Consider the following 17,994-nt stretch of genomic DNA (forward strand, 5'->3'; position numbering starts at 1 on the left):
TTTTCCACAATTCCGATTCACCATTGACCAGGGGGAACGCCCCCTCGAAGAAGCATTCAGAAACGTGGAGGGACAGGGAGCTTACGCTCCCCGCTCGCCCCTGAAAAGCAATAGTCGTGATGTCTTGATCTTCGGATTTCTGGAGTGATTCGGCAGAGTTCAACCGGGATTGAGGAGGGAAATCGACTCGTGAGGTTGGGGGTCAGACTCGAGTCGCGAGAGCCGATCCCAGATTGCTTGGGCACGCGAAGAGCCAAGCGCGGGGTCGACCAGGCCGTGGAATTTCACGGCGAGCTGCGCATCTGTGAGCGGGTTCTTGTCGTGCCCGGGCGGGAACGCCACTTCCGACTCAAGGATCGTGCCATCTTCAAGGCTGACGCGTACTCGGTTGGGAATTCCCGAGGGATATCCGGCCGTCAGCTTAGGATCTTCGATGACCGTGGTGCGCGAGACGAGATCGAGCAGGGCAGGGTTGGAAAGCCGCTCGGGGAGGAACTGCCTGGCTGAGACTTCGCCATCGAGAAGCGCGACCACCGTGCAGTAAGGGAGGCTGTGATCCGCGGTCTCTCGGGTTTTCGGCCGCCATTTCTCGGGGTCCTGACCAATGATCTCGACCGCCGTGCGGAAGGTCGCGATCTCGATCGAGCGAATTTTGGTCAGGTCGGAGATCTGCGGGCGGAGTTCAAACGCGGCCGCGATGGCGGACTGGCTATGGTACTCGGCGGGGACGAACTTGATCGAAGTCTTGGGGAGCATCCAGTCGTCCGCCGAGGGGCCGCCCAGCTTGGGCAGTTCGAGCGGACCGGAGACCTGCTGACAGAATCCCATATCACCTTCGAACAAGGGGGCAGGGCCGGTCATCCCTTCCCTGGCAAGCATCGCCGCAAAAACACCGTTGCGCGCGGCGTGGGCGAAGGCGCATCCCTTCCACATCGACAACTCACCGGCGCGGGTCAAGCGAAGCGCGGTCCCGGTCGTTCCCGCGATCCCGAGGGCGTGGACCGCCTGGGCGTGCGAGAGGCTGAAGAGTTTCGCCGCGGCCAAGGACGTGGAGAGCGAGCCGTAGGTCGTATGATCCCAGCCCCGGGCCCGAATGCTGGCGGCATCGCAGAGGCGGCACTGCACCTCGTAGGCAATTGCCGCAGCGGTAATCCAGGCGCGGCCATCTGCTCCGACCTCTTCTCCGGCCGCCATGACCGCTGCCCAGTTGTCGCTGGGATGGGCCGGCTCGAGTGAGAGATAAGTGTCGTTGCAGTCGAGATAACGAATGTGGACCCCGTTCGAGAACGCCGCCCAATCGGCCGAAGCCCGCCCACCGCCGAAGAGCGCGGAACCGCGATCACCGCCGACCTTTGCGGCCGCGCGGCGAGCCACCAACGGGGCCTCATCTTCGAGAGCACCGGCGGCACAACCGAATGCGTCGAGCAGCCGTCGCTTGGCTTCGACAATGACGACCTCGGGTAGGTCATCGAATCGGGTTTCAAGGGCAAACTTCACGAGTCGGTCGGCCAAGTTCTCGATCATCAGCGTCGGCATCCGAAGGATGGGAATCGGGATTACGTCAACCCATTGCAGTGTAGCGGTTCCCAGCAGCCGGGTCGAGCGACCTTAGATGCGCACGGGCGATCAGGCTACCGATTGCGATGATCCATAAGCGAGTCCTCCCGCCTTGGCCATGATGATTCGTGACCAGTTGTGAGAGGCCTTGCGCGAGTCGAGCGTTCGATCAGGGTTGCACACGTAACCGAGCGCCGAGAAGACGTCCTTATGGGCCGCGGCGATCCGGAGGGCGACATGGGACGTGAGAAGCGTCCTCCAGAGGCCAGGCTTGCCGGGCCAGATCTGTCGCGCGGTGATCGGGTTGCGAATTCGCTGCATCGCACACGCGGTGACCGCCTCGTCGAAACCGATCGATGGCGAAGTTCCCAGCGATTTTGATATTTGCAAAAGCTGCCGCTTCGGGTTGCGAACCAGATCCTCATAGCGGATCCGATGGACCCCTTGCGCTTTCCACCACTGGGTACTCACAGCGAGGAGGGCTTTGGCACGGCGGCTGGTGGCATACCGAATGAATTCTTCACTCTCAGGCGAGACGCCGAAGATCGGCCGTTCATCCCCCTCCTGGCCGGCAAGCCAGCCGAGGGAGCCCTCACAGGGTGCATAGCGCAGGATCGAAATGAGCACGTCGAGTGGGTGCCTGGCGAGCGTAATGGTGAAGAACCGATGCTCTTTCCAGAGCGTCGGCAGCGGTTCGGCCCGTTGCCAGTGAGTCATGACGATGCATCGGTCGGGAAGGTTGAGCCACGGTGCGTCGAGCGGGTTGTAAAGGGCTAACTCGCCGTGCTCACGGGTCGCGCACTCATAGGCATGATCCAGCATGTTACAGAGCCAGGTGTTGCCCGACCGTGGCGTACTGACGATGGCGATCCGCGCTTCACCTGGAGGATTCGCATGGCGCGCCCCGGAAAACCGCTGAATGATCGGTTGAAAGAACATGGCTGGACCGTTCCCCCTCAACGCGGCGAGTCCTCGACGCCTGGCCGGGACGTCTCGCCACGGGGCAACTTGCAAAAAATGCGCCGTCTTTCGATCAGACCACGATCGTCATCCGTTCGAGGGAGAAAAGGGCATTCCCGTTCTCCCGCCACTGCTGGAGGAAAGAAGCCTATGCCATTCTATGAAACCTTGCTGAATCGATCCGAGCCGGTTCAGGCGCTTCGCGCGCAGTAAAGATTACCGAAGTCTTCGCGCGTGTCGGGATAGAGCGAGAGAAGCTCCTGCGTTGTGGTCGACTCGGTTGTCTCTTCGTCTTCATCAATGCGAAAGAGCCCGAAACCTTGGCGCTCGAGATCGGCGAGGTACTCTTTCGCCTCGATGCCGCTCCGTCGCAGACCGGCCGGCCAGAACTCGGTGATGATCTTGACGTCGTGATGTCGACGAAGGACCTTTTGCATTCCGCGGACGGCACGGCCTTCGGATCCCTGGATGTCCATCTTGATGAAGTCGATTTTGCCTTGGTAGTCGGCAAAATGTTCATCAAGCGTGGTTGCCTGAATGGGGATGGCGTCCCGGTCGTCTTCGGAAGCAAAAATCCGGTGGTCCCCCTTGTTGTCGGGGCAAAGATAGAGGGAGAGCGGACCGGACGTTTCGGCAACGGCCTTGTTGACGAAAATGACGTTTTGGTAGCCATTCGCGCGGACATTTTTCTTCAGGAGCCTGAAGTTGGTCGGGTCGGGCTCAAACGCATAGACGCGTCCCTTGTCTCCAACCAGCCGGGCAAAGATCAAGGTGTAGTAGCCGATGTTTGCGCCGATGTCGAGGACGACGTCCCCCGGTTTGACCTGAGACTCGATCAGCGTAGTCTCGTAGGGCTCGAAGTAGCCATCTCGAAGCAGCATCGGCGAGACGATCGAGTCGGTCGGATCGAGGAACATCTCGTGGCCGAACACGCGACTGCGCGACCGGAGGAGATCGTCGATTTGATCGACTTTACGGAGGGCGTCGTAGGCACGATCGTGCGCGCCTTGGGCCGTGTCACCGATGTCCGAGAGGCGTTGCTCCGTGCGAAAGGCCGTCCCTGCCACGTCACCGGAGAAGGCTTCGAGCCTTTGACCAAGCTCCCTCCATCTCACATGGTCAAGGTTGTGGGCCGTGGTGGATTGCTGCTCGATCTGTTCGAGTCGTCCGGCGAGGGAACTCATTTCTCGAAGGATCAGGTCAAGACGGCTGCCCAGATCCATCAAACGATGGTCCACGAGATGTTCCAGCGAGGCGGATCGCCGATCCAACTCATCGAGCCGCTGACGCAGGCCCCCCCGACGGACGAGCCATAAACTTCCCCGGATCGCAGATGCCAAAGAGTTCAGGCCGAGCATGGAACCTCTCCAAGGGGACAGACCGACCTACCGCGAACCAGTCGGCACCGCCAACACGGTCGACGGAGGCGTGGCGCCGCCCAGGGCGGCTGCGTGCTTCAGAAGGATGCGGCGGACTTCTTGAATCGCTTCGGGATCTTTCTGGACGCCGTGATCGGATCGGACCATGAGCTCCGACTCGACGCCGTCGAGGTGGGCACTTCCATAGTTGACGACGCTGTCGGTTGTCATATCAACACCAGCCGGTTTCAAGGATCCGATGATCGAATGAAAGACCACATCCGGCTGCGGCTTCATCATCAGGATCGCCTTGAGGATCGATGGTGTGTTGGGTGAGATCGATTCCAGGGTCTCGATACTTGTCGGCAGCCGGCGGAATCGGCGCTTGTCGAACGCGTCGGGATTCTCTTTGACCAGCTTCAACAAGAGTTCATTGATGTGGTCGGAGTAGGCAATCAACCCTGAGCTGACTCGGCCGACGAGACTCCGGCTCAGATCCGAGCCTCGGTGCGGGGTCGCCAAGAAAACGACACGTTTGACAAACGGGAGCGGCTTGAAGAAGAAGTAGCCCTGAAGCTCGTCGAGGACGGCCTTTGGGCCGTCGATTTCCTTGAATGGCCGGTCGGTATTCAGTTGCCAGAGCTTGTCTTCACTGTCGAGAGTCATCACATGGCTGAGCAGTCCGCCCATGCTGTGTCCGAGCAGGACCATCTGATCGAAGGCCGGGTCGGCTCCGTTGGGGTTGTACTTCCGTTGTGCTTCCCGCAACGACTCGCGAAGCATTGCCGAGGCGATCGGAATGGGCACGCCCGTCGGGTACATGTAGAGCATGAACTGGTAGCGCTGCTGGACATTCGGGTCGTTGAGCAGCTCATTGATCATGGGGATCCAGGCCAGCGGGCTGGAGATCAGGCCATGGACCATCACGACGGGAATCTTGCCGGGCTCGTAGGGCCGCAGGAGCATCAAGTTCGCGCGACCAATGGCCTGATCCGGGCGGAGCAATCCGGTCCACCGATAACGATTCAGGTCGGTTCGCGACCACATGTAGGCCAGGGGGGTGCTGAAGTCCGACTCGACCGGAATCAGGAGCGGCGGACAGACCGTCCTGGTCCTGACCGGATCGATCAGTTCGAGCGTGCACTCGCGGGTCGCATTGAGGTCGCCTTCCGTGTCGCGAAGGCGCGATGTGGGCTTGAGGTAGGCGGTCAGCGGGAAGGTCATTTCCGGCGGATAAAACCGGGTTTCCTCCTGCGCGGGACCGTCGGCCAAGCGGACGCCAATCAAGGGAACGCCAAGGCCGTAGTGGTACGTTTTCGAGATCAGACCGCTCACCTCGTAATCCGAAGCGAGAATGAGCTTATCCACGTCGTCAACCGCCCAGGCGGAATCTGCCAGCGAGACCCGAAACACTTGCTCTTGGCCGCGAATCTTGAGCTTGATCGACCCTTCGGGGGTGATCGGCCCCGTGGCTTGCGCAGCGCGGAGAAGGCGCTCGAGCCCCGCGTTGTACAGATCCATGGCGGTTCTGTAACGCGGATCGGACCCACGCTGACCATCCGGGCGGACCAGTTCGGGGTCGGTCAGAAAATCGTGGGCATAGGCAACTGCATCGACATAGTAGTCAATGGCATTCGTTTTTCGCCATTTGTCGAGTCGACGCCCCTCAACCCAGCAAAGCTCGGCAAGAGCGTAGACCAGCTCAGGCTCGGGACGCTCACGGGCGAGCTTGACGAGGCTGGAGAGCACTCGATCGGTCCCGAAGCGATACTGGCGCGACAGGTCGTAGCGTTTGATCGTATCGAGCGTCCGATCAGTCGGCCGGTCGAGGCTGGCCAGGTTGCGATAAGAGGCCGAGTGCGCACGATCGCCTCGACTTGGCTGCACGGTGATGTCAGGCCATCCCACGAGGGAGGATGCGACGATCGCTAAGCAGGCAAGAGACATGGGCGGGTCACTCCATCGACCCAAGGGGATCCAGCCAGCGCGCCGGCCCAATGGGGCCGGCGATCGCATGATAAGCCGGGCGAAGAATCGGTCAAGACGGGCTCGGACCTTCTTCTTGCATGTATCGCTTGATTACTTCATCAATCGGCCCGTCTCCGGCAACCTGTCCGCGACGCATCCAGATGCCTCGTGTACACATCTCGCGTAACGCATTCATATCGTGTGACACGATTATGACCACGTTGGATCGGTCGAGCAGACCCATGATCCGTTCTTTCGCCTTCTTGACGAACGCGGCATCACCCGCGCCCAAGGATTCGTCGATGAGGAGAATATCGGGATCAATCTCGGTCGCGATCGCAAACGCAAGCCGCATGAACATGCCGCTGGAATAGTATTTCAACGGCAGGTCGGCGAACTCGCGGAGGCCGGTGAACGCGAAGATCCCGTCGACCTTTTCGAGCATCTCGCGGCGCTTGATGCCGAGCATCGCGCCGTTGAGCATGATGTTGTCCGTCCCCGAAAGTTCGGGGTTGAATCCCGCTCCCATTTCGATGAGGGGCGCAACCGTTCCGCGAATCCGGAGATTTCCGGAGGTGGGCGGATAGATTCGCGCCATCAGCCGGAGGAGCGTACTCTTGCCGGCGCCGTTGGACCCCACAATTCCGATCCGCTCCCCTTTGCCGATCCGAAGGTTCACCCCGCGCAACGCCCAGAATTCGGACGTTGGCATGGGGGCTTCACGGCGAAGAAGCAGGTCGAGAGCCGCTCGCTTCAACGAGTAGGTCTTGTCGAAGTAGCTCACAAAATTGAGCGAGACGTCCTCGAGATCGACCAGGGCCTCGGTCGCGGGGAGATGGCGTTCCCACCGCAAAACGCGACTAGAGTCGGAAGACGAACTTGTCTTCATGACACTTGAATGCGACATAACCGATCCCCAGGCTGACCGTCGCAATGCCGGCAGCCGCCAAGAATAAAGACGGGTCGGGCCACTTCCCTTCAGAGAGAATGACCTGGAAAAGCTTGATAAACGGGTACGCCGGGTTCGCCCAAAGTCGCCAGGGAGGCAAATTGGTCGATTCATAGATGATCGGCGTCATGAAATACCAGGCCTGCAAGATCACGGACACCAGGTGCCCGCAATCGCGAAAGAACGTGTTGGTTGTGGCCACGATCAGGCCCAGACCAAGCGTGAATCCCGACAGCAGTGCGATGGCAACTGGAAGTAGCAAGAGCTGCGGGGTGAATCGCACGCCCAGCGGCTTCATCAGGATAAACAGGGCCACCATCGAGAGCACGAACGTCGTCAAGTTGATCAATAAACGTGTTAATGGGAAGATCAACTTGGGCAAGAAGATCTTCCGAATCAGCGCCTCATTATGGATGATTGAGAACGCCGAGTCGTTGACCGTTCCGCTGAAAAAGTTCCAAGGAACCATCCCGGCGAAAAGGTAGATCGCATAGTCCTCGCGCTTGATCACGAGGAGTTGCGAAAAGACGATCGTCAAAGTCGTCATCATCAGAATCGGATGCAGCAGCGTCCAGAAGAACCCCAGCATCGAACGCTGGTAACGGACGCGCAGATCCTGGACGACCATATTTTGGACGACCGGCCAGAACCGGACAAGCTGCCGGTGATCATCAGTCACCCAGCCGATCCAACGACTCGGTCCTCGCGGCTTGTGTGGAGGAGGGAAGAACTCCACATGAGGGACCGAGGGATTTGTGCTAACATCCATGTTTATCACTTCATCCGATGGACGCCGCAGACTTCGACCAGGCAGCATCCAGCCACACTCAGTCGAGCCTGCATCGGCGGGGCATCTTACGGTCCCCACCTCTTTCGAGGAAGTCCAACCGGCCTGTTAAGAAGGATTAAATTCCCAAGCCTCCTAGATTACCAAGGGGCTTTCCGTCGGGTTTACCCTCAATTCAGGTCGGCAGGAATCGATTATTGATCCTGGAGACTGTTTCGATTATCGGTCAGACACTGGCTATACTTCGCTCTTTTACCGGAATGTCCAACACAACCGGTTCAATCGTCATCAGGACGTCGACTCAGTGACCGCACTCCGATCCGCGATGCCATCCTGACCTTGGCGTCCGTGGGAAGGCGACTGACGTAGGTGGATTTGAGGGCGTTGAGCCACCGGACCTCGCGACCTTCATAGCTGATGAGGACGCGGGTGAGAAGAGGGCCGGGGGTCGCCAGGGCGCGGCCGATGCCTGGCCCTACATCGGGGTTCTGGGCTATTTCGTTGTAGCCGAGGCCGACTCCGCGGGCAAAGGCTCCGTAATCGAGGCGAGCGATCTCGGTGGCCGTCGTTCGGCGATACACCGGTTCCTGGAGCATTTGCATGTAGTGGTAAGCACCATCGTCAAGCACGAAGAACTTGACCGGCAAGCAGGCGCGGGCAGCTGTCGACAGTTCCATGGCCGACATCAGGAAGCAGCCATCACCGGTGACGGAGACCACCTGTCGATCGGGCCGGACTCGTTGCGCCCCAATCGCGGCCGGAATTGCCCAGCCCATGCTTTGGTTGTTGGTCGGTGTGAAGTAGCGGCGCGGACCTTGGACGGAGATCGCCTCGGAAGCCCAGTGGGTGGATGCCGTCACGTCAACGAAGATCAGTTCGTCAGGGCCAAGTGCGCAGCGGAGCTGCGTCAGAAAATACATCGGGTCGACGCCGCAAGTGATCTTGGGGAATGCGTTCTCGCGGTGGTCAACCTGGCGGACATCCTTGATCTTCTTCCAGAGCGGAGGTGAGGGGGGACGCTGAACCAACGAAGCGTCGGCCAGCAACCGATCGAAGAAGAGTTGGGAATCTGCGCAGAGTTTCACGCAAGTCGGAACGTTCTTTCCGAGGTTGTTCGGGTTGGCGTCGACATGAATCACGTTGTGGGGAGGAATCGCATAATTCGCCGTCGAGACCTCGCTATAGCGAACGCCGACGGCCAGCACGAGATCGACGTCTTTGAACGTCTTCTCGGCGGTGCGCGTCCCTTGCTTGCCGTATCCCCAACCGACGGCCAGCGGATGGTTGTCGGGAATACAGCCCTTGCCACTGACCGAGGTGGCCACAGGCGCTTGCAACATCTCGGCCACGGCGATCAGCGCCGGGCTGGCATCCATGCAACCCAGACCCGCGTAGATCCCGATACGGCGGGATCGGTTCGAGAGTTGGCCGAGAACCTGACGATACGCATTTTCGTCAAAGGGAAGCGGGCGTGGCGGCGGTGGCGGCTGGTCGTAGTCCCACACTTCGTTGAAGAAGGGAAAGGAGACCATGATTCCCACCGGCCCCGGTTCACCCGAGCGTGCGATTTCGAACGCTTGGTAGATCGCCCCTGGGATCTCGGCCTGGTGGCGAACCTCGATCAAGGCTTTCACCAGCGGGCGGAGCAGCGCGGAGTTGGGGAGCGAGTGGACTTGGCCGAGCGGAGCGTCCGGCCCTTGGATCACGTCGGTGATGATGCCCACGATCGGGACGCTGTCGAGGAGCGCCTCGCCGATGCCGGTCATCGCGTTGGTCAGGCCGGGCCCGGGGACGACGTTGAAGACCCCCGGCTGGCCCGTGACCCGGGCAGCTGCATCGGCCATGACACTGGCCGACGATTCGTTCGTCACTAGGAGGTAGGGGACCCGCCGCGCTTTCAGAGCATCCCAGAACTCGTTGCTCTGAGCCCCTGGAATCCCGAAGACGCACTGGACTCCCTCGCATTGGAGGGCGGCTGCCGCAGCTTGGGCGCCGGTCATTCGGCCGTGGACGCCTTGGCGTTTGACGTAACGGCCTACCTCGACGAGTCCGGCCGCAGCCGGGGTGGGCGCGGACGAAGCCGTCGCGGCCCCGATTGCGCCGAGGACGCCCAGGGCTTCGCGTCGGCTCAGGTTGAGTGCCACGACGTTGCTCCTCCTTTTGCCCGTCAGAAACTCGACCTCATCCGTGAATGGGGCAGTACCCGCTCAGTCCTGAGCCGTCGGCCCTCGAGTTCCTAATCGGCAGCCCGGCGAGACTCTCTTCGCCACGGGATCCCCTCTGGGGAGCAGTTCAACTGGCTTCGACGGAGCATGTGGCATTGCCGGCAACAACCCCCCAGCTTCTGCGGAGCTCGCGTGGCGTTTTCAGAGGCTCTTTCACCTCAGGGCCATGGTTCTCCTCGAGTGAGACGCTGGAGGGTTTCCAGGAAGGGAGGACTGATCGTCGAAGGTTGCTTCCGAAGCTGGCGGATACATTCGAGCATGATCGGACCTCGGTACCCGATCTCGTCCAGCGTCTGTCCCCAGGCATCCCAATCGATGGTGCCGTGCCCGGGTGGCTCATGGGTATCTTGGCTCCCATTGTTGTCATGGACATGGGTTGTCCGCAGCCAACAGCCTGCGGCCCTGGTTTCCGACCCCAGGTCGGCCGAGATGTGCGCATGCCCCGTATCGAGGGTCACCGCAAGCTCCGGTTGGTTGAGTTCAGCCACCAAGCCGGCCAGGTCGGCCATTCGGCTCCCGGGATGAACCCCCGGGGGCATATTTTCCACGCAGATGACAACGCCGGTGCCCCGTGCATGCACGGCAAGTTGCCCGAGACCGCGCGCGAGCGCCGCCCGTCGTCTTGGAGTCTCCTCAGGGTCGGACAGGCCCCCTGGATGGACAACCAGACAGGTCCCTCCGGCCTCATTCAGCCAGTCTACGCACCGTTGGAGATCCTCAACCGACTCTCGATGACGTGGGAGATCGAGAAATCCAAGGTCAACGCGAGCCGCCTGGATCGCCTGTCCCCCCCAACAGCCGTGGGCGCTGTGGATGGCCAGACCGGCATCGGAAACCCGCAGACGGAGTGAAGAAGGGTCGGGTTCGCTTCGCCACTCGGGGAAGATTTCCAGGACTTCAGCACCGAGGTGGCGGGCGAGGTCCAGCTCGCTGGCGAAGTCAACCACGTCGAATCCGTAGGCCACCATGGTCCCGAGTGAGCGCCGGTACGATGCTTCTATCGTCATGACTATGCGACCTTTGCGTCAACTTGAGAATGAATCCTCTTGTCGTCGGCCCAGCCTCCGGTCATGATAGCGGGAATCTTCGCGCCGGACTGGATCCACCGTGTGGGGCAAAACGAGCACCGCTGACAGGATCTGAGATTGTTACTGGTCCCTCCCGTTGCGGCGACCAGCCCGCGCCTATTATCGCCTGCCTTGGGAAAGGACGTTCTGGAATGCCGCCCGTTGCCCTGGTTGATCCCGCGACGATTGATACCTCCCGTGTGCTCATCGATCGGGAAGGAATTCGTCTGGGCAACCCGCAACGGTTCGAGATGGAGCAGTTAACTGCGATCATCTCGTGCGACCCGGAACGACACCTGATCATCGGCTACAAAGACGTCGGGTACGACGAATTCTGGATTCGCGGCCACATGCCGGATTACGCTTTGATGCCCGGCGTCCTGATTTGCGAGGCGGCGGCCCAGTTGTCGAGCTTCTACTGCCACTTTATCAACCTGATGGAAGGTGGGTTCCTCGGGTTCGGGGGGATGGAAGACGTCCGGTTCCGAGGGCAGGTACGACCGGGTGACCGCCTGGTCTTGGTCTCGCAATCCAAGAAGGTCAACCGACGCCAGACAATCTTCGAGACCCAGGGATTCGTCGGCTCGAACATGGTCTATCACGGACGGATCATCGGGGTTCCCCTGGCTGGCCGCGAAGTGAAGCCTGCCGAAGCAAAGCCCACCAAGGAATAAGAATCGTTCCCAAAGCTGGGGCACATTGGGGGTCTCACCCGGTCGCGCGAGCAACGACCTCGCTTTACGATCCCTGGCCGCGATGATCGGTGGATTCTCGGCTGGGGTCAGTCTCTTTTCGGTGATTGTCATTGCCCAGCGAGGGGGAGCCAACCGGGGCTCTCGCAGGATTGTGCCACGACCAATTCCAAGAATCGTGTGGTGGGTGACCGGCCTACTGCTGGGGGCAGGTGTCTACCTGGGCAAGCCTGCGTTCGACCGGGTTGGCAACGGAGCTGGCGCTCACGTGGCGTTCTGGGCCTTCTTCGTCTTTCTGATGGGGATCGCCGGACTCCTGCTCGTCCTCTTCTTGCTCCTCTTGGTACGGCCACGACGTCACCCGATCGCCCGGGCGATGAGCCTGGCTCGCTTGGGGCAGTTCGACGCGGCGATCTCCGACCTTCAGCGACAGATCGATACGCGAGGGCGATCCCCTCGACGTTGCGAAGCGTTGGGAGACTGCTACCTCTTGCAGGAGGATTGGCGGAAGGCCTACATCCAGTTCCTCGAAGCCGAGCAACTGGGTGGTCGAGTCGGCCGCTATCTCGCAAAACAAGGCTTTGCTCTCTGGAAGCTCGGGCGCACGCAGGAAGCGCTTGAGCCCCTGGAACGGGCGACCCAGATTGACCCAAGCGATCCCTCTCCGGTCTGGACCACCTGCCATGTCTTGGTCGATCTGGGCCAGGTTGCGGCGGCTCACGAAAAGTTGGAGAGAGCGGAACGGCTCATCAAGGAATCGATCCCTCCGGGAAATCCACGTCGCCGTGCTCTGGAAGGCTCGCTCGAGGTTTGTCGTCAGCGTTTGTTGCTGATGTCCGATACGCCGACTGATTCACCTCTGGACGCGAACTCAGACTAAGCGAACTCAGTCAATGCCACGCATCGCAACGTAGGATTGAAAACCAAATTACGTTCCCAATGAGGTTGCCACGGTGTCGGAATCGTCTGAAGAATTGGATACAAACGAAGTTGTTCCCAATCGAGTCCCGAGGGAGCGTCCGCGATACCGGATGTCGGTCGACGCGATTCCGTACACGCTCGACCTGGCCACCTGCTCGACGCCCGTGGATTGGCAAGCTCTCTTTGGCAACGATCATCCGGTCGAGCTTGAGGTCGGCTCTGGTAAAGGTCTGTTTCTCGCCAACGCTGCGGCGAGCGATCCGGGTTGCAACTACCTCGGGATCGAGATCGCTCGAAAATATGCGGGACAGGCTGCGGAGCGCATCGCCAAGCACCATTTGACGAACGTCAAGGTGCTTCCGGGAGACGCTTTGCTTTTTCTATCCCGCTACGTCCCCCCGCAAAGCTTGCGGGTCGTCCACGTCTATTTTCCCGATCCGTGGTGGAAGAAGCGGCACAGGAAGCGCCGGGTCTTCAATGAGGGCCTCGTGGTCAGCATCGAACGAGGCCTCGTCCCCAAGGGAGAGCTGTCGGTCGTCACGGATGTCGAGGAATACTTCGGCGTGATCTGCGAGCTGATGGCGGAGCACACGCTCTTCGAGGATATCCCGATCAGCGAGCCGAAGACGCCCGAGCATGACCTGGACTATCTGACGAATTTCGAGCGAAAATACAGGATCGAAGGTCGGCCGATCTATCGCAAGCTCTACCGGCTTCGATGAGGAAAGCAAGCGACTCGCTCGGCTCTGCGTGGCCGAGCGAGTCGTAAAGTGAATTTCCGAAACCTAAGTGGCCGAGCGAGTCGTGCTTGAGGCAGTCATCTCGTAAGCACGTTTCCCGTTCGCCCCCTTGTTTTTGGAACCGCCGGAGATGTCGAGCTGATAGAGTTTCTGCCCCGCGTTGCTCGGGTATTGCCCCGTGATGCAGGCACGACAGAGCTGGTCGGACGACATCGAGACCGCTCGTGCGATTGCTTCGACGGGGAGATAGCGTAGGCTATCCGCGCCCAGTTCCTGGGCCATCCGGTCCTGATCTTCGATCGAAATCCGGCCGTCCGGAGCGTTGAGGAACTTCGTGGCGAAGAGCTCGTCCCGGCGCGACATATCGATCCCGTAAAAACAGGGAGCGATGATCGGCGGACAGGCGACGCGGAGGTGAATCTCTCGCGCTCCGCCTCGGTCGCGAATCTCGTGGACAAGGGCCCGCATCGTGGTCGAACGGACAATACTGTCCTCGACCAGGAGGACGCGTTTGCCGGCGAGCACCTCGGGCAACGGGGTGTACTTCAAACGGGCCTTGGCCGCCCGATCCGCCGTTCCTTCAATGAACGTTCGGCCCACGTAACGATTGCGCATCAGACCTTCGACCGATCGCACCCCAAGGGCGAAGGCCATGGCGTCGGCCGCCGCTTTCGCGGTGTCGGGGACCGGGACGACGATCGTCTCGGGATCGAGGGGGACGTCTTCGAGCCGAGCCAGCTCCTCGCCCAAGGTCGCCCGGCTCAGGTAGACCGAGCGATCGTCAAGGGTGCTCGCCACGTTGGCGAAGTAGATCCATTCGAAGAAACAATGAGCGCGGCGCGGTGAGGCGGCGAACCGCTCGGTCCGGACCCCTGTCCGGTTAGCGATGACCATCGTTCCCGGCTCGAGGGAACGAATGTTCTGGAATCCGAGGTTCGCTAGCGGCGAGCTCTCGCTGGCCGCAGCAAAGAGGGGACCATGCTCGGCGACACAGAGCGGTCGAAAACCGAGGGGATCACGAGCGACGATCAGGTCGCCTTTGGCCGACAGCAGCACAATGTTGTAAGCGCCGTCGAGGCGATCGGCCAGCCGGCTGAAAACCCCCTGCCAATCGGTCTCGAGACCCTCACCTTGGAGCTCATGACTGAGCAGGTGCATCAGGATCTCGGTGTCGGTATCCCGTTTCAGGTGATAGTCGCCTTGATCGAGCAACTCCTGCTTGAGTTCTTGATAGTTGGCGAGCTGCCCGTTGAACGCGAACGCGAACCACTTGGCTGTGCGACCGTGCTCGCGTTCGAATGGTTGCGCGTAGCTGCGGTCCGCGCCCCCGCAGGTGGCATAGCGAACGTGCCCGATGGCGGCGGGGCCGTCTTGGCCCCTCATGATCGCCTCAAATTTCGCCTTGTGATTGAGGCGAAAGGCCTCAGCCACCGTCCCCACTTCCTTGTGCGTTTTGAGCAGGGCGGTGCGCCCGGGGTGAAAACTGGTCATACCCGCCGCGAGCTGTCCCCGGTTTTGCATATCCAACAGCATTCGCGGGATCATGCGCGTAACGCTGTTGATATCCCCGGAAATCGGCGCGAGCGTGGAGACGGCCGGACCGGCAGCGTGGTAGACGGCTGCCACGCCGCACTCGTGATTCAGTTCGCCCATGAGCTTGGATGGTTCCCGTTGACCAGCCCCCGCCCTTGCTTCGGAAGGGGAGGGCGCAACTAAGGGGAATGAGACGCGGGGCCCCGTTGGCTCGTTCACGCAGTTGATCTAGGGCCGGTAATGAGACTTTATTATAATGGCATCCGCCTCTGAAGACAACCTTCACTCAATCGACTTGGGCCGTTCATCGCGCCTTCAGAGCATGCGGAAGGCGACCGACAACGAGGCTTGATTTCGCCATAATCGCCGCTGTTGATTTATGGAAGATCGCGTCATTACTCCTGTTATGACAAACCCCAACCTTACTTGCGTTTGAGACTCGATTCATGGCGATGGTACGTGACCTGGTTCGCGATGATGTGGTTCTCTCGGCACGAACCTGGGTTGTCAAGGTTGGCACCAGCGTTCTGACGGACAGCGACGGGCGACTCGACCCGGCGCGAATCGGCCACCTCGCCGAGCAGATCTGCGCCGTCATGGCGACCGGCCGAAAGGTGGCGCTGGTGAGCTCGGGCGCCGTCGGAGCCGGACTGGGTCAACTCAACCTGTCGCGCCGCCCTGAGAATCTGCCACAACTTCAGGCTGCGGCGGCCGTGGGCCAGTCTTACCTCATCCGCGCCTATGATGAGGGCCTGCGCCGGCACGGGCGGCACGCTGCGCAGCTCTTGTTGACGCACGAGGATTTCGACAATCGTGCCCGTTACCTCAACATGAGGAACACGCTCACAGCCTTGTTTGACTGGAACGCCGTTCCGATCATCAACGAGAACGACACGATCAGCGTTGCCGAAATCAAGTTCGGCGATAACGACCGGCTTGCGGCGATGGTGACGAACCTGCTCCAGGCTCCTTTGCTTGTGATCCTGAGCGTGGTCGACGGGCTCTATCCCACCGATCCAGGGACGGGCCAAATCGGCGGCGAGCCCATTCCGCTCGTCGTGAATCTCGATGAAGAGACCTTCGGACGCGCAGGGACGAGCCGGAGCACGCTCGGCACGGGGGGGATGCGCAGCAAGCTCGAAGCAGCGAGGTTGGTCACCCACGCCGGTGGATCGGTGATCATCGCTTCCGGCCAAAAGGCTGATCCCCTGACCCGGATCATGGCGGGAGAAGCGGTGGGGTCGCTCTTCCTCGCACGAGGGTCAACGCAAACCGCTCGCAAGCGCTGGATCGGTTTGACGGCCCGGCCCAAAGGCCACTACGTCGTCGACTCCGGGGCCAGGCACGCCCTGGAATCGGGCTCGCGAAGTCTGCTCGCCATTGGGATTGTCGAAGTCGTCGGTGAATTTGACAAAGGCGACGTGGTGGGAATTCGCGACGATCAGGGACAGGAATTCGCCCGAGGATTGACGAACTACGCGACCGCCGAGGCCCGCCTGATCCGCGGCTTACGCACGGAACAGGCCCGTCAATCGCTCGAAGAGTCGGTCGTTTATAACGAGGTTGTCCATAAGGACAACCTCGTCCTGATTCTCTAAATTCGCAAAAAAAAATGGGGCGAGTCGTGGCTTCCTTCGTTTCACCCAGGCTCGCTCAAGGGAGAGGGACGTCGGTGAACTCGAAGTTCACTTCCGTGGCCGCCCGGACCATTGAATAGTAGCGAAGCTCAGTGGCGGCACCTTGCTCGTGAGGGGTGAGGGTCAACGTCATTCGTGTCCCTTCCCCATCGTTGGTGGGATACCAGGGGATCAGTTTCCCTTGGCTATCGAGGACCTCGATCTGCTGCTGGCTGGTTTCGGTTCGACGGGGCATTGCGGTTGGCATCGCCGCTAACAGGTCCGCATCGCCTCCGGAACTTCGATTCGTTCTGACAGCAATCTGGATGCTCGTCTGATTCGTGTTCGGATTCAGACGAATCTCCTGAATTTCCACCGTCGCCTCTTCGTTGCGGAAAGACTTGCCGCTGGATCCGCTCAAGGGAACGACCAACGGGTTGCCCTTACGGGTGGCCACGACGACGGGCAAGACCCCTCGGAGTCGCTTGATCTCTTGACCGGGTTGCTCGGGGCGTCGCAACGGTGCTTGAAGATGAAGGTTAGGGCCAGCGCTCAAGCCGAAGTAGGCTGAATGCCGCTGGAGGGTCTGTGCGTTGGTCTCGGGAATCAAGAGCGATTGGCCGCGATCGTCGACCGCCTCGGTGAGCTTGAGCGGCCCATTCTGGCTGACCGAGAGCCTTGGCTCGGCGGCCACCTGGAGCTCGGCGTAAAATTCCTCATTCAAGGTATAACCGGGCCGCTTCGGATCGGCAGGGTTATTGGGCAACACGAGCCGGTTCGACGGCACCGGTTGTCCGTTGGGAAAGAACTGGACGTGTCGCTGATAGTGAAGTCCGACCAGATTCACTCGGAACGGGCCGTAATCCGACATCGGTCCGGCGGGGCGACCAGCCCCCGCGAACAGCGGAAACACGAGTTCGCGGGCATTCGGCATCCCGTGCATCCCGAAGTTGTATTGCAACTGACCCGCGTCGCAGAGCCTGTCCAACGCTTTCCAGAAGGGGAGAGGCGCTGATTCCTGGAGGGTGATCCGTTTCTGTTGAAGGGCAGGGGTCTGTTCCGGATAAATCGCCATCTTGATGCCCGACTGATCGCTGAAGCCACGGATGACCTCCGCGAGCGGCTGATCGTGGAAGTCGAGAACCACCATGGTCGGCTTCGTCAGCAAGGCCCCTTCGATCTTGGTGATCAAGGTCGAGGCGCGCGACCGGATCTCCGGATCTCGAACGTCCCTGACGGATTGCAAGGCAGCCAGCGCGGGACGCCCCATTCGCTCGAGTGCTGCGGCAGCCGCTTCTCGTTGCGCATAGCGTGCCGAACCCAACTGGGTGACAAGGACCATCGGATCGGACGCGGGGACCTGACCGACCAGGACGGCAAACGCGAGATACGCACCAATCATCAGAAACTCCCCAGATTGGCCCATCCATGGTGAGGCGAGCCCGGCGGCGAAACCAGGCGGTAGAACGCGAACGACCCTTGCCGCGATCTCACCATCATATCCCATTCCTGACCCGTTTCCACCGTATTGCGAAGCAGCCAGCTAACCTGACCAACCTCCCCTTTCCAAATTCAAGTGATTTCACGCTCAACACCCCCAAAATCACTTCAGGCGGCAGAA

15 protein-coding genes are annotated in these 17,994 nt (G+C 60.6%); 5 read left to right on the forward strand and 10 right to left on the reverse strand.

What is annotated here, in order from left to right; translation table 11 throughout:
• Nucleotides 1–159 precede the first annotated feature (159 nt).
• The 3 genes from SINAC_RS11135 to SINAC_RS39790 form a co-directional block, all read right to left on the reverse strand.
• Nucleotides 160–1,524 (reverse strand): MmgE/PrpD family protein, encoded by a 1,365-nt coding sequence (locus tag SINAC_RS11135; RefSeq protein WP_015245737.1) that lies wholly within the window; start codon nt 1,522–1,524, stop codon nt 160–162.
• A 102-nt stretch (nt 1,525–1,626) separates the two neighbouring features.
• Nucleotides 1,627–2,496: a sulfotransferase domain-containing protein gene (locus SINAC_RS11140; RefSeq protein ID WP_015245738.1), complete on the reverse strand. Its 870-nt coding sequence runs from the start codon at nt 2,494–2,496 to the stop codon at nt 1,627–1,629.
• A 212-nt stretch (nt 2,497–2,708) separates the two neighbouring features.
• Complete coding sequence (locus SINAC_RS39790) at nt 2,709–3,542, reverse strand: FkbM family methyltransferase (protein WP_390553814.1); 834 nt, start codon at nt 3,540–3,542, stop codon at nt 2,709–2,711.
• Here SINAC_RS39790 and SINAC_RS39795 point away from each other — a divergent pair.
• The gene (locus SINAC_RS39795) at nt 3,438–3,833 is read left to right on the forward strand and encodes a hypothetical protein (RefSeq protein ID WP_020467639.1); all 396 of its coding nucleotides are present in this window, start codon (nt 3,438–3,440) and stop codon (nt 3,831–3,833) included. The two genes, SINAC_RS39790 and SINAC_RS39795, sit on opposite strands and share 105 nt — an antisense overlap.
• Before the next feature lie 69 nt (nt 3,834–3,902).
• Here the strand turns inward: SINAC_RS39795 and SINAC_RS11155 are convergent, their stop codons facing one another.
• From SINAC_RS11155 to SINAC_RS11175, 5 genes are all read right to left on the reverse strand, one after another.
• Nucleotides 3,903–5,822, reverse strand: coding sequence for an esterase/lipase family protein (locus SINAC_RS11155; RefSeq protein WP_015245740.1), 1,920 nt, complete (start codon nt 5,820–5,822; stop codon nt 3,903–3,905).
• 91 nt (nt 5,823–5,913) lie between these two features.
• Nucleotides 5,914–6,750, reverse strand: coding sequence for an ABC transporter ATP-binding protein (locus SINAC_RS11160; RefSeq protein ID WP_015245741.1), 837 nt, complete (start codon nt 6,748–6,750; stop codon nt 5,914–5,916).
• The gene (locus SINAC_RS11165) at nt 6,704–7,471 is read right to left on the reverse strand and encodes an ABC transporter permease (protein ID WP_161625865.1); all 768 of its coding nucleotides are present in this window, start codon (nt 7,469–7,471) and stop codon (nt 6,704–6,706) included. Before SINAC_RS11165 ends, SINAC_RS11160 begins: the two co-directional genes overlap by 47 nt.
• Nucleotides 7,472–7,857: 386 nt before the next feature.
• Nucleotides 7,858–9,723: a thiamine pyrophosphate-binding protein gene (locus SINAC_RS11170; RefSeq protein ID WP_015245743.1), complete on the reverse strand. Its 1,866-nt coding sequence runs from the start codon at nt 9,721–9,723 to the stop codon at nt 7,858–7,860.
• A 239-nt stretch (nt 9,724–9,962) separates the two neighbouring features.
• The gene (locus tag SINAC_RS11175; RefSeq protein ID WP_015245744.1) at nt 9,963–10,811 is read right to left on the reverse strand and encodes a sugar phosphate isomerase/epimerase family protein; all 849 of its coding nucleotides are present in this window, start codon (nt 10,809–10,811) and stop codon (nt 9,963–9,965) included.
• A gap of 212 nt (nt 10,812–11,023) precedes the next feature.
• Here SINAC_RS11175 and SINAC_RS11180 point away from each other — a divergent pair, with 212 nt between their 5' ends.
• From SINAC_RS11180 to trmB, 3 genes are all read left to right on the forward strand, one after another.
• Nucleotides 11,024–11,545, forward strand: a complete 522-nt coding sequence (locus SINAC_RS11180; protein WP_015245745.1) for a 3-hydroxyacyl-ACP dehydratase FabZ family protein — start codon at nt 11,024–11,026, stop codon at nt 11,543–11,545.
• A 205-nt stretch (nt 11,546–11,750) separates the two neighbouring features.
• The gene (locus tag SINAC_RS11185; protein WP_161625866.1) at nt 11,751–12,443 is read left to right on the forward strand and encodes a tetratricopeptide repeat protein; all 693 of its coding nucleotides are present in this window, start codon (nt 11,751–11,753) and stop codon (nt 12,441–12,443) included.
• A 151-nt stretch (nt 12,444–12,594) separates the two neighbouring features.
• Complete coding sequence (gene trmB, locus SINAC_RS11190; RefSeq protein WP_020467644.1) at nt 12,595–13,206, forward strand: tRNA (guanosine(46)-N7)-methyltransferase TrmB; 612 nt, start codon at nt 12,595–12,597, stop codon at nt 13,204–13,206.
• Between the two features lie 63 nt (nt 13,207–13,269).
• Here the strand turns inward: trmB and SINAC_RS11195 are convergent, their stop codons facing one another.
• Complete coding sequence (locus SINAC_RS11195; protein ID WP_015245748.1) at nt 13,270–14,877, reverse strand: amidophosphoribosyltransferase; 1,608 nt, start codon at nt 14,875–14,877, stop codon at nt 13,270–13,272.
• A gap of 326 nt (nt 14,878–15,203) precedes the next feature.
• On the opposite strand from SINAC_RS11195, the gene proB reads away from it, so the two are divergent.
• Complete coding sequence (gene proB / locus SINAC_RS11200; protein WP_015245749.1) at nt 15,204–16,355, forward strand: glutamate 5-kinase; 1,152 nt, start codon at nt 15,204–15,206, stop codon at nt 16,353–16,355.
• Between the two features lie 55 nt (nt 16,356–16,410).
• Here proB and SINAC_RS11205 read toward each other — a convergent pair whose 3' ends face one another.
• On the reverse strand, nt 16,411–17,775 hold the full coding sequence (locus SINAC_RS11205) for a hypothetical protein (RefSeq protein ID WP_015245750.1): 1,365 nt from the start codon (nt 17,773–17,775) through the stop codon (nt 16,411–16,413).
• Between the last annotated feature and the right edge of the window lie 219 nt (nt 17,776–17,994).

This window comes from Singulisphaera acidiphila DSM 18658 (genome assembly GCF_000242455.2).
Lineage (GTDB): Bacteria > Planctomycetota > Planctomycetia > Isosphaerales > Isosphaeraceae > Singulisphaera > Singulisphaera acidiphila.

Coding starts and splice junctions, on each gene's coding strand:
- SINAC_RS11135 (WP_015245737.1), bottom strand. CDS start 1,524: ATGATCGAGAACTTGGCCGACCGACTCGTGAAGTTTGCCCTTGAAACC.
- SINAC_RS11140 (WP_015245738.1), bottom strand. CDS start 2,496: ATGTTCTTTCAACCGATCATTCAGCGGTTTTCCGGGGCGCGCCATGCG.
- SINAC_RS11155 (WP_015245740.1), bottom strand. CDS start 5,822: ATGTCTCTTGCCTGCTTAGCGATCGTCGCATCCTCCCTCGTGGGATGG.
- SINAC_RS11160 (WP_015245741.1), bottom strand. CDS start 6,750: ATGTCGCATTCAAGTGTCATGAAGACAAGTTCGTCTTCCGACTCTAGT.
- SINAC_RS11175 (WP_015245744.1), bottom strand. CDS start 10,811: ATGACGATAGAAGCATCGTACCGGCGCTCACTCGGGACCATGGTGGCC.
- SINAC_RS11180 (WP_015245745.1), top strand. CDS start 11,024: ATGCCGCCCGTTGCCCTGGTTGATCCCGCGACGATTGATACCTCCCGT.
- trmB (WP_020467644.1), top strand. CDS start 12,595: ATGTCGGTCGACGCGATTCCGTACACGCTCGACCTGGCCACCTGCTCG.
- SINAC_RS11195 (WP_015245748.1), bottom strand. CDS start 14,877: ATGGGCGAACTGAATCACGAGTGCGGCGTGGCAGCCGTCTACCACGCT.
- proB (WP_015245749.1), top strand. CDS start 15,204: ATGGCGATGGTACGTGACCTGGTTCGCGATGATGTGGTTCTCTCGGCA.
- SINAC_RS11205 (WP_015245750.1), bottom strand. CDS start 17,775: ATGATTGGTGCGTATCTCGCGTTTGCCGTCCTGGTCGGTCAGGTCCCC.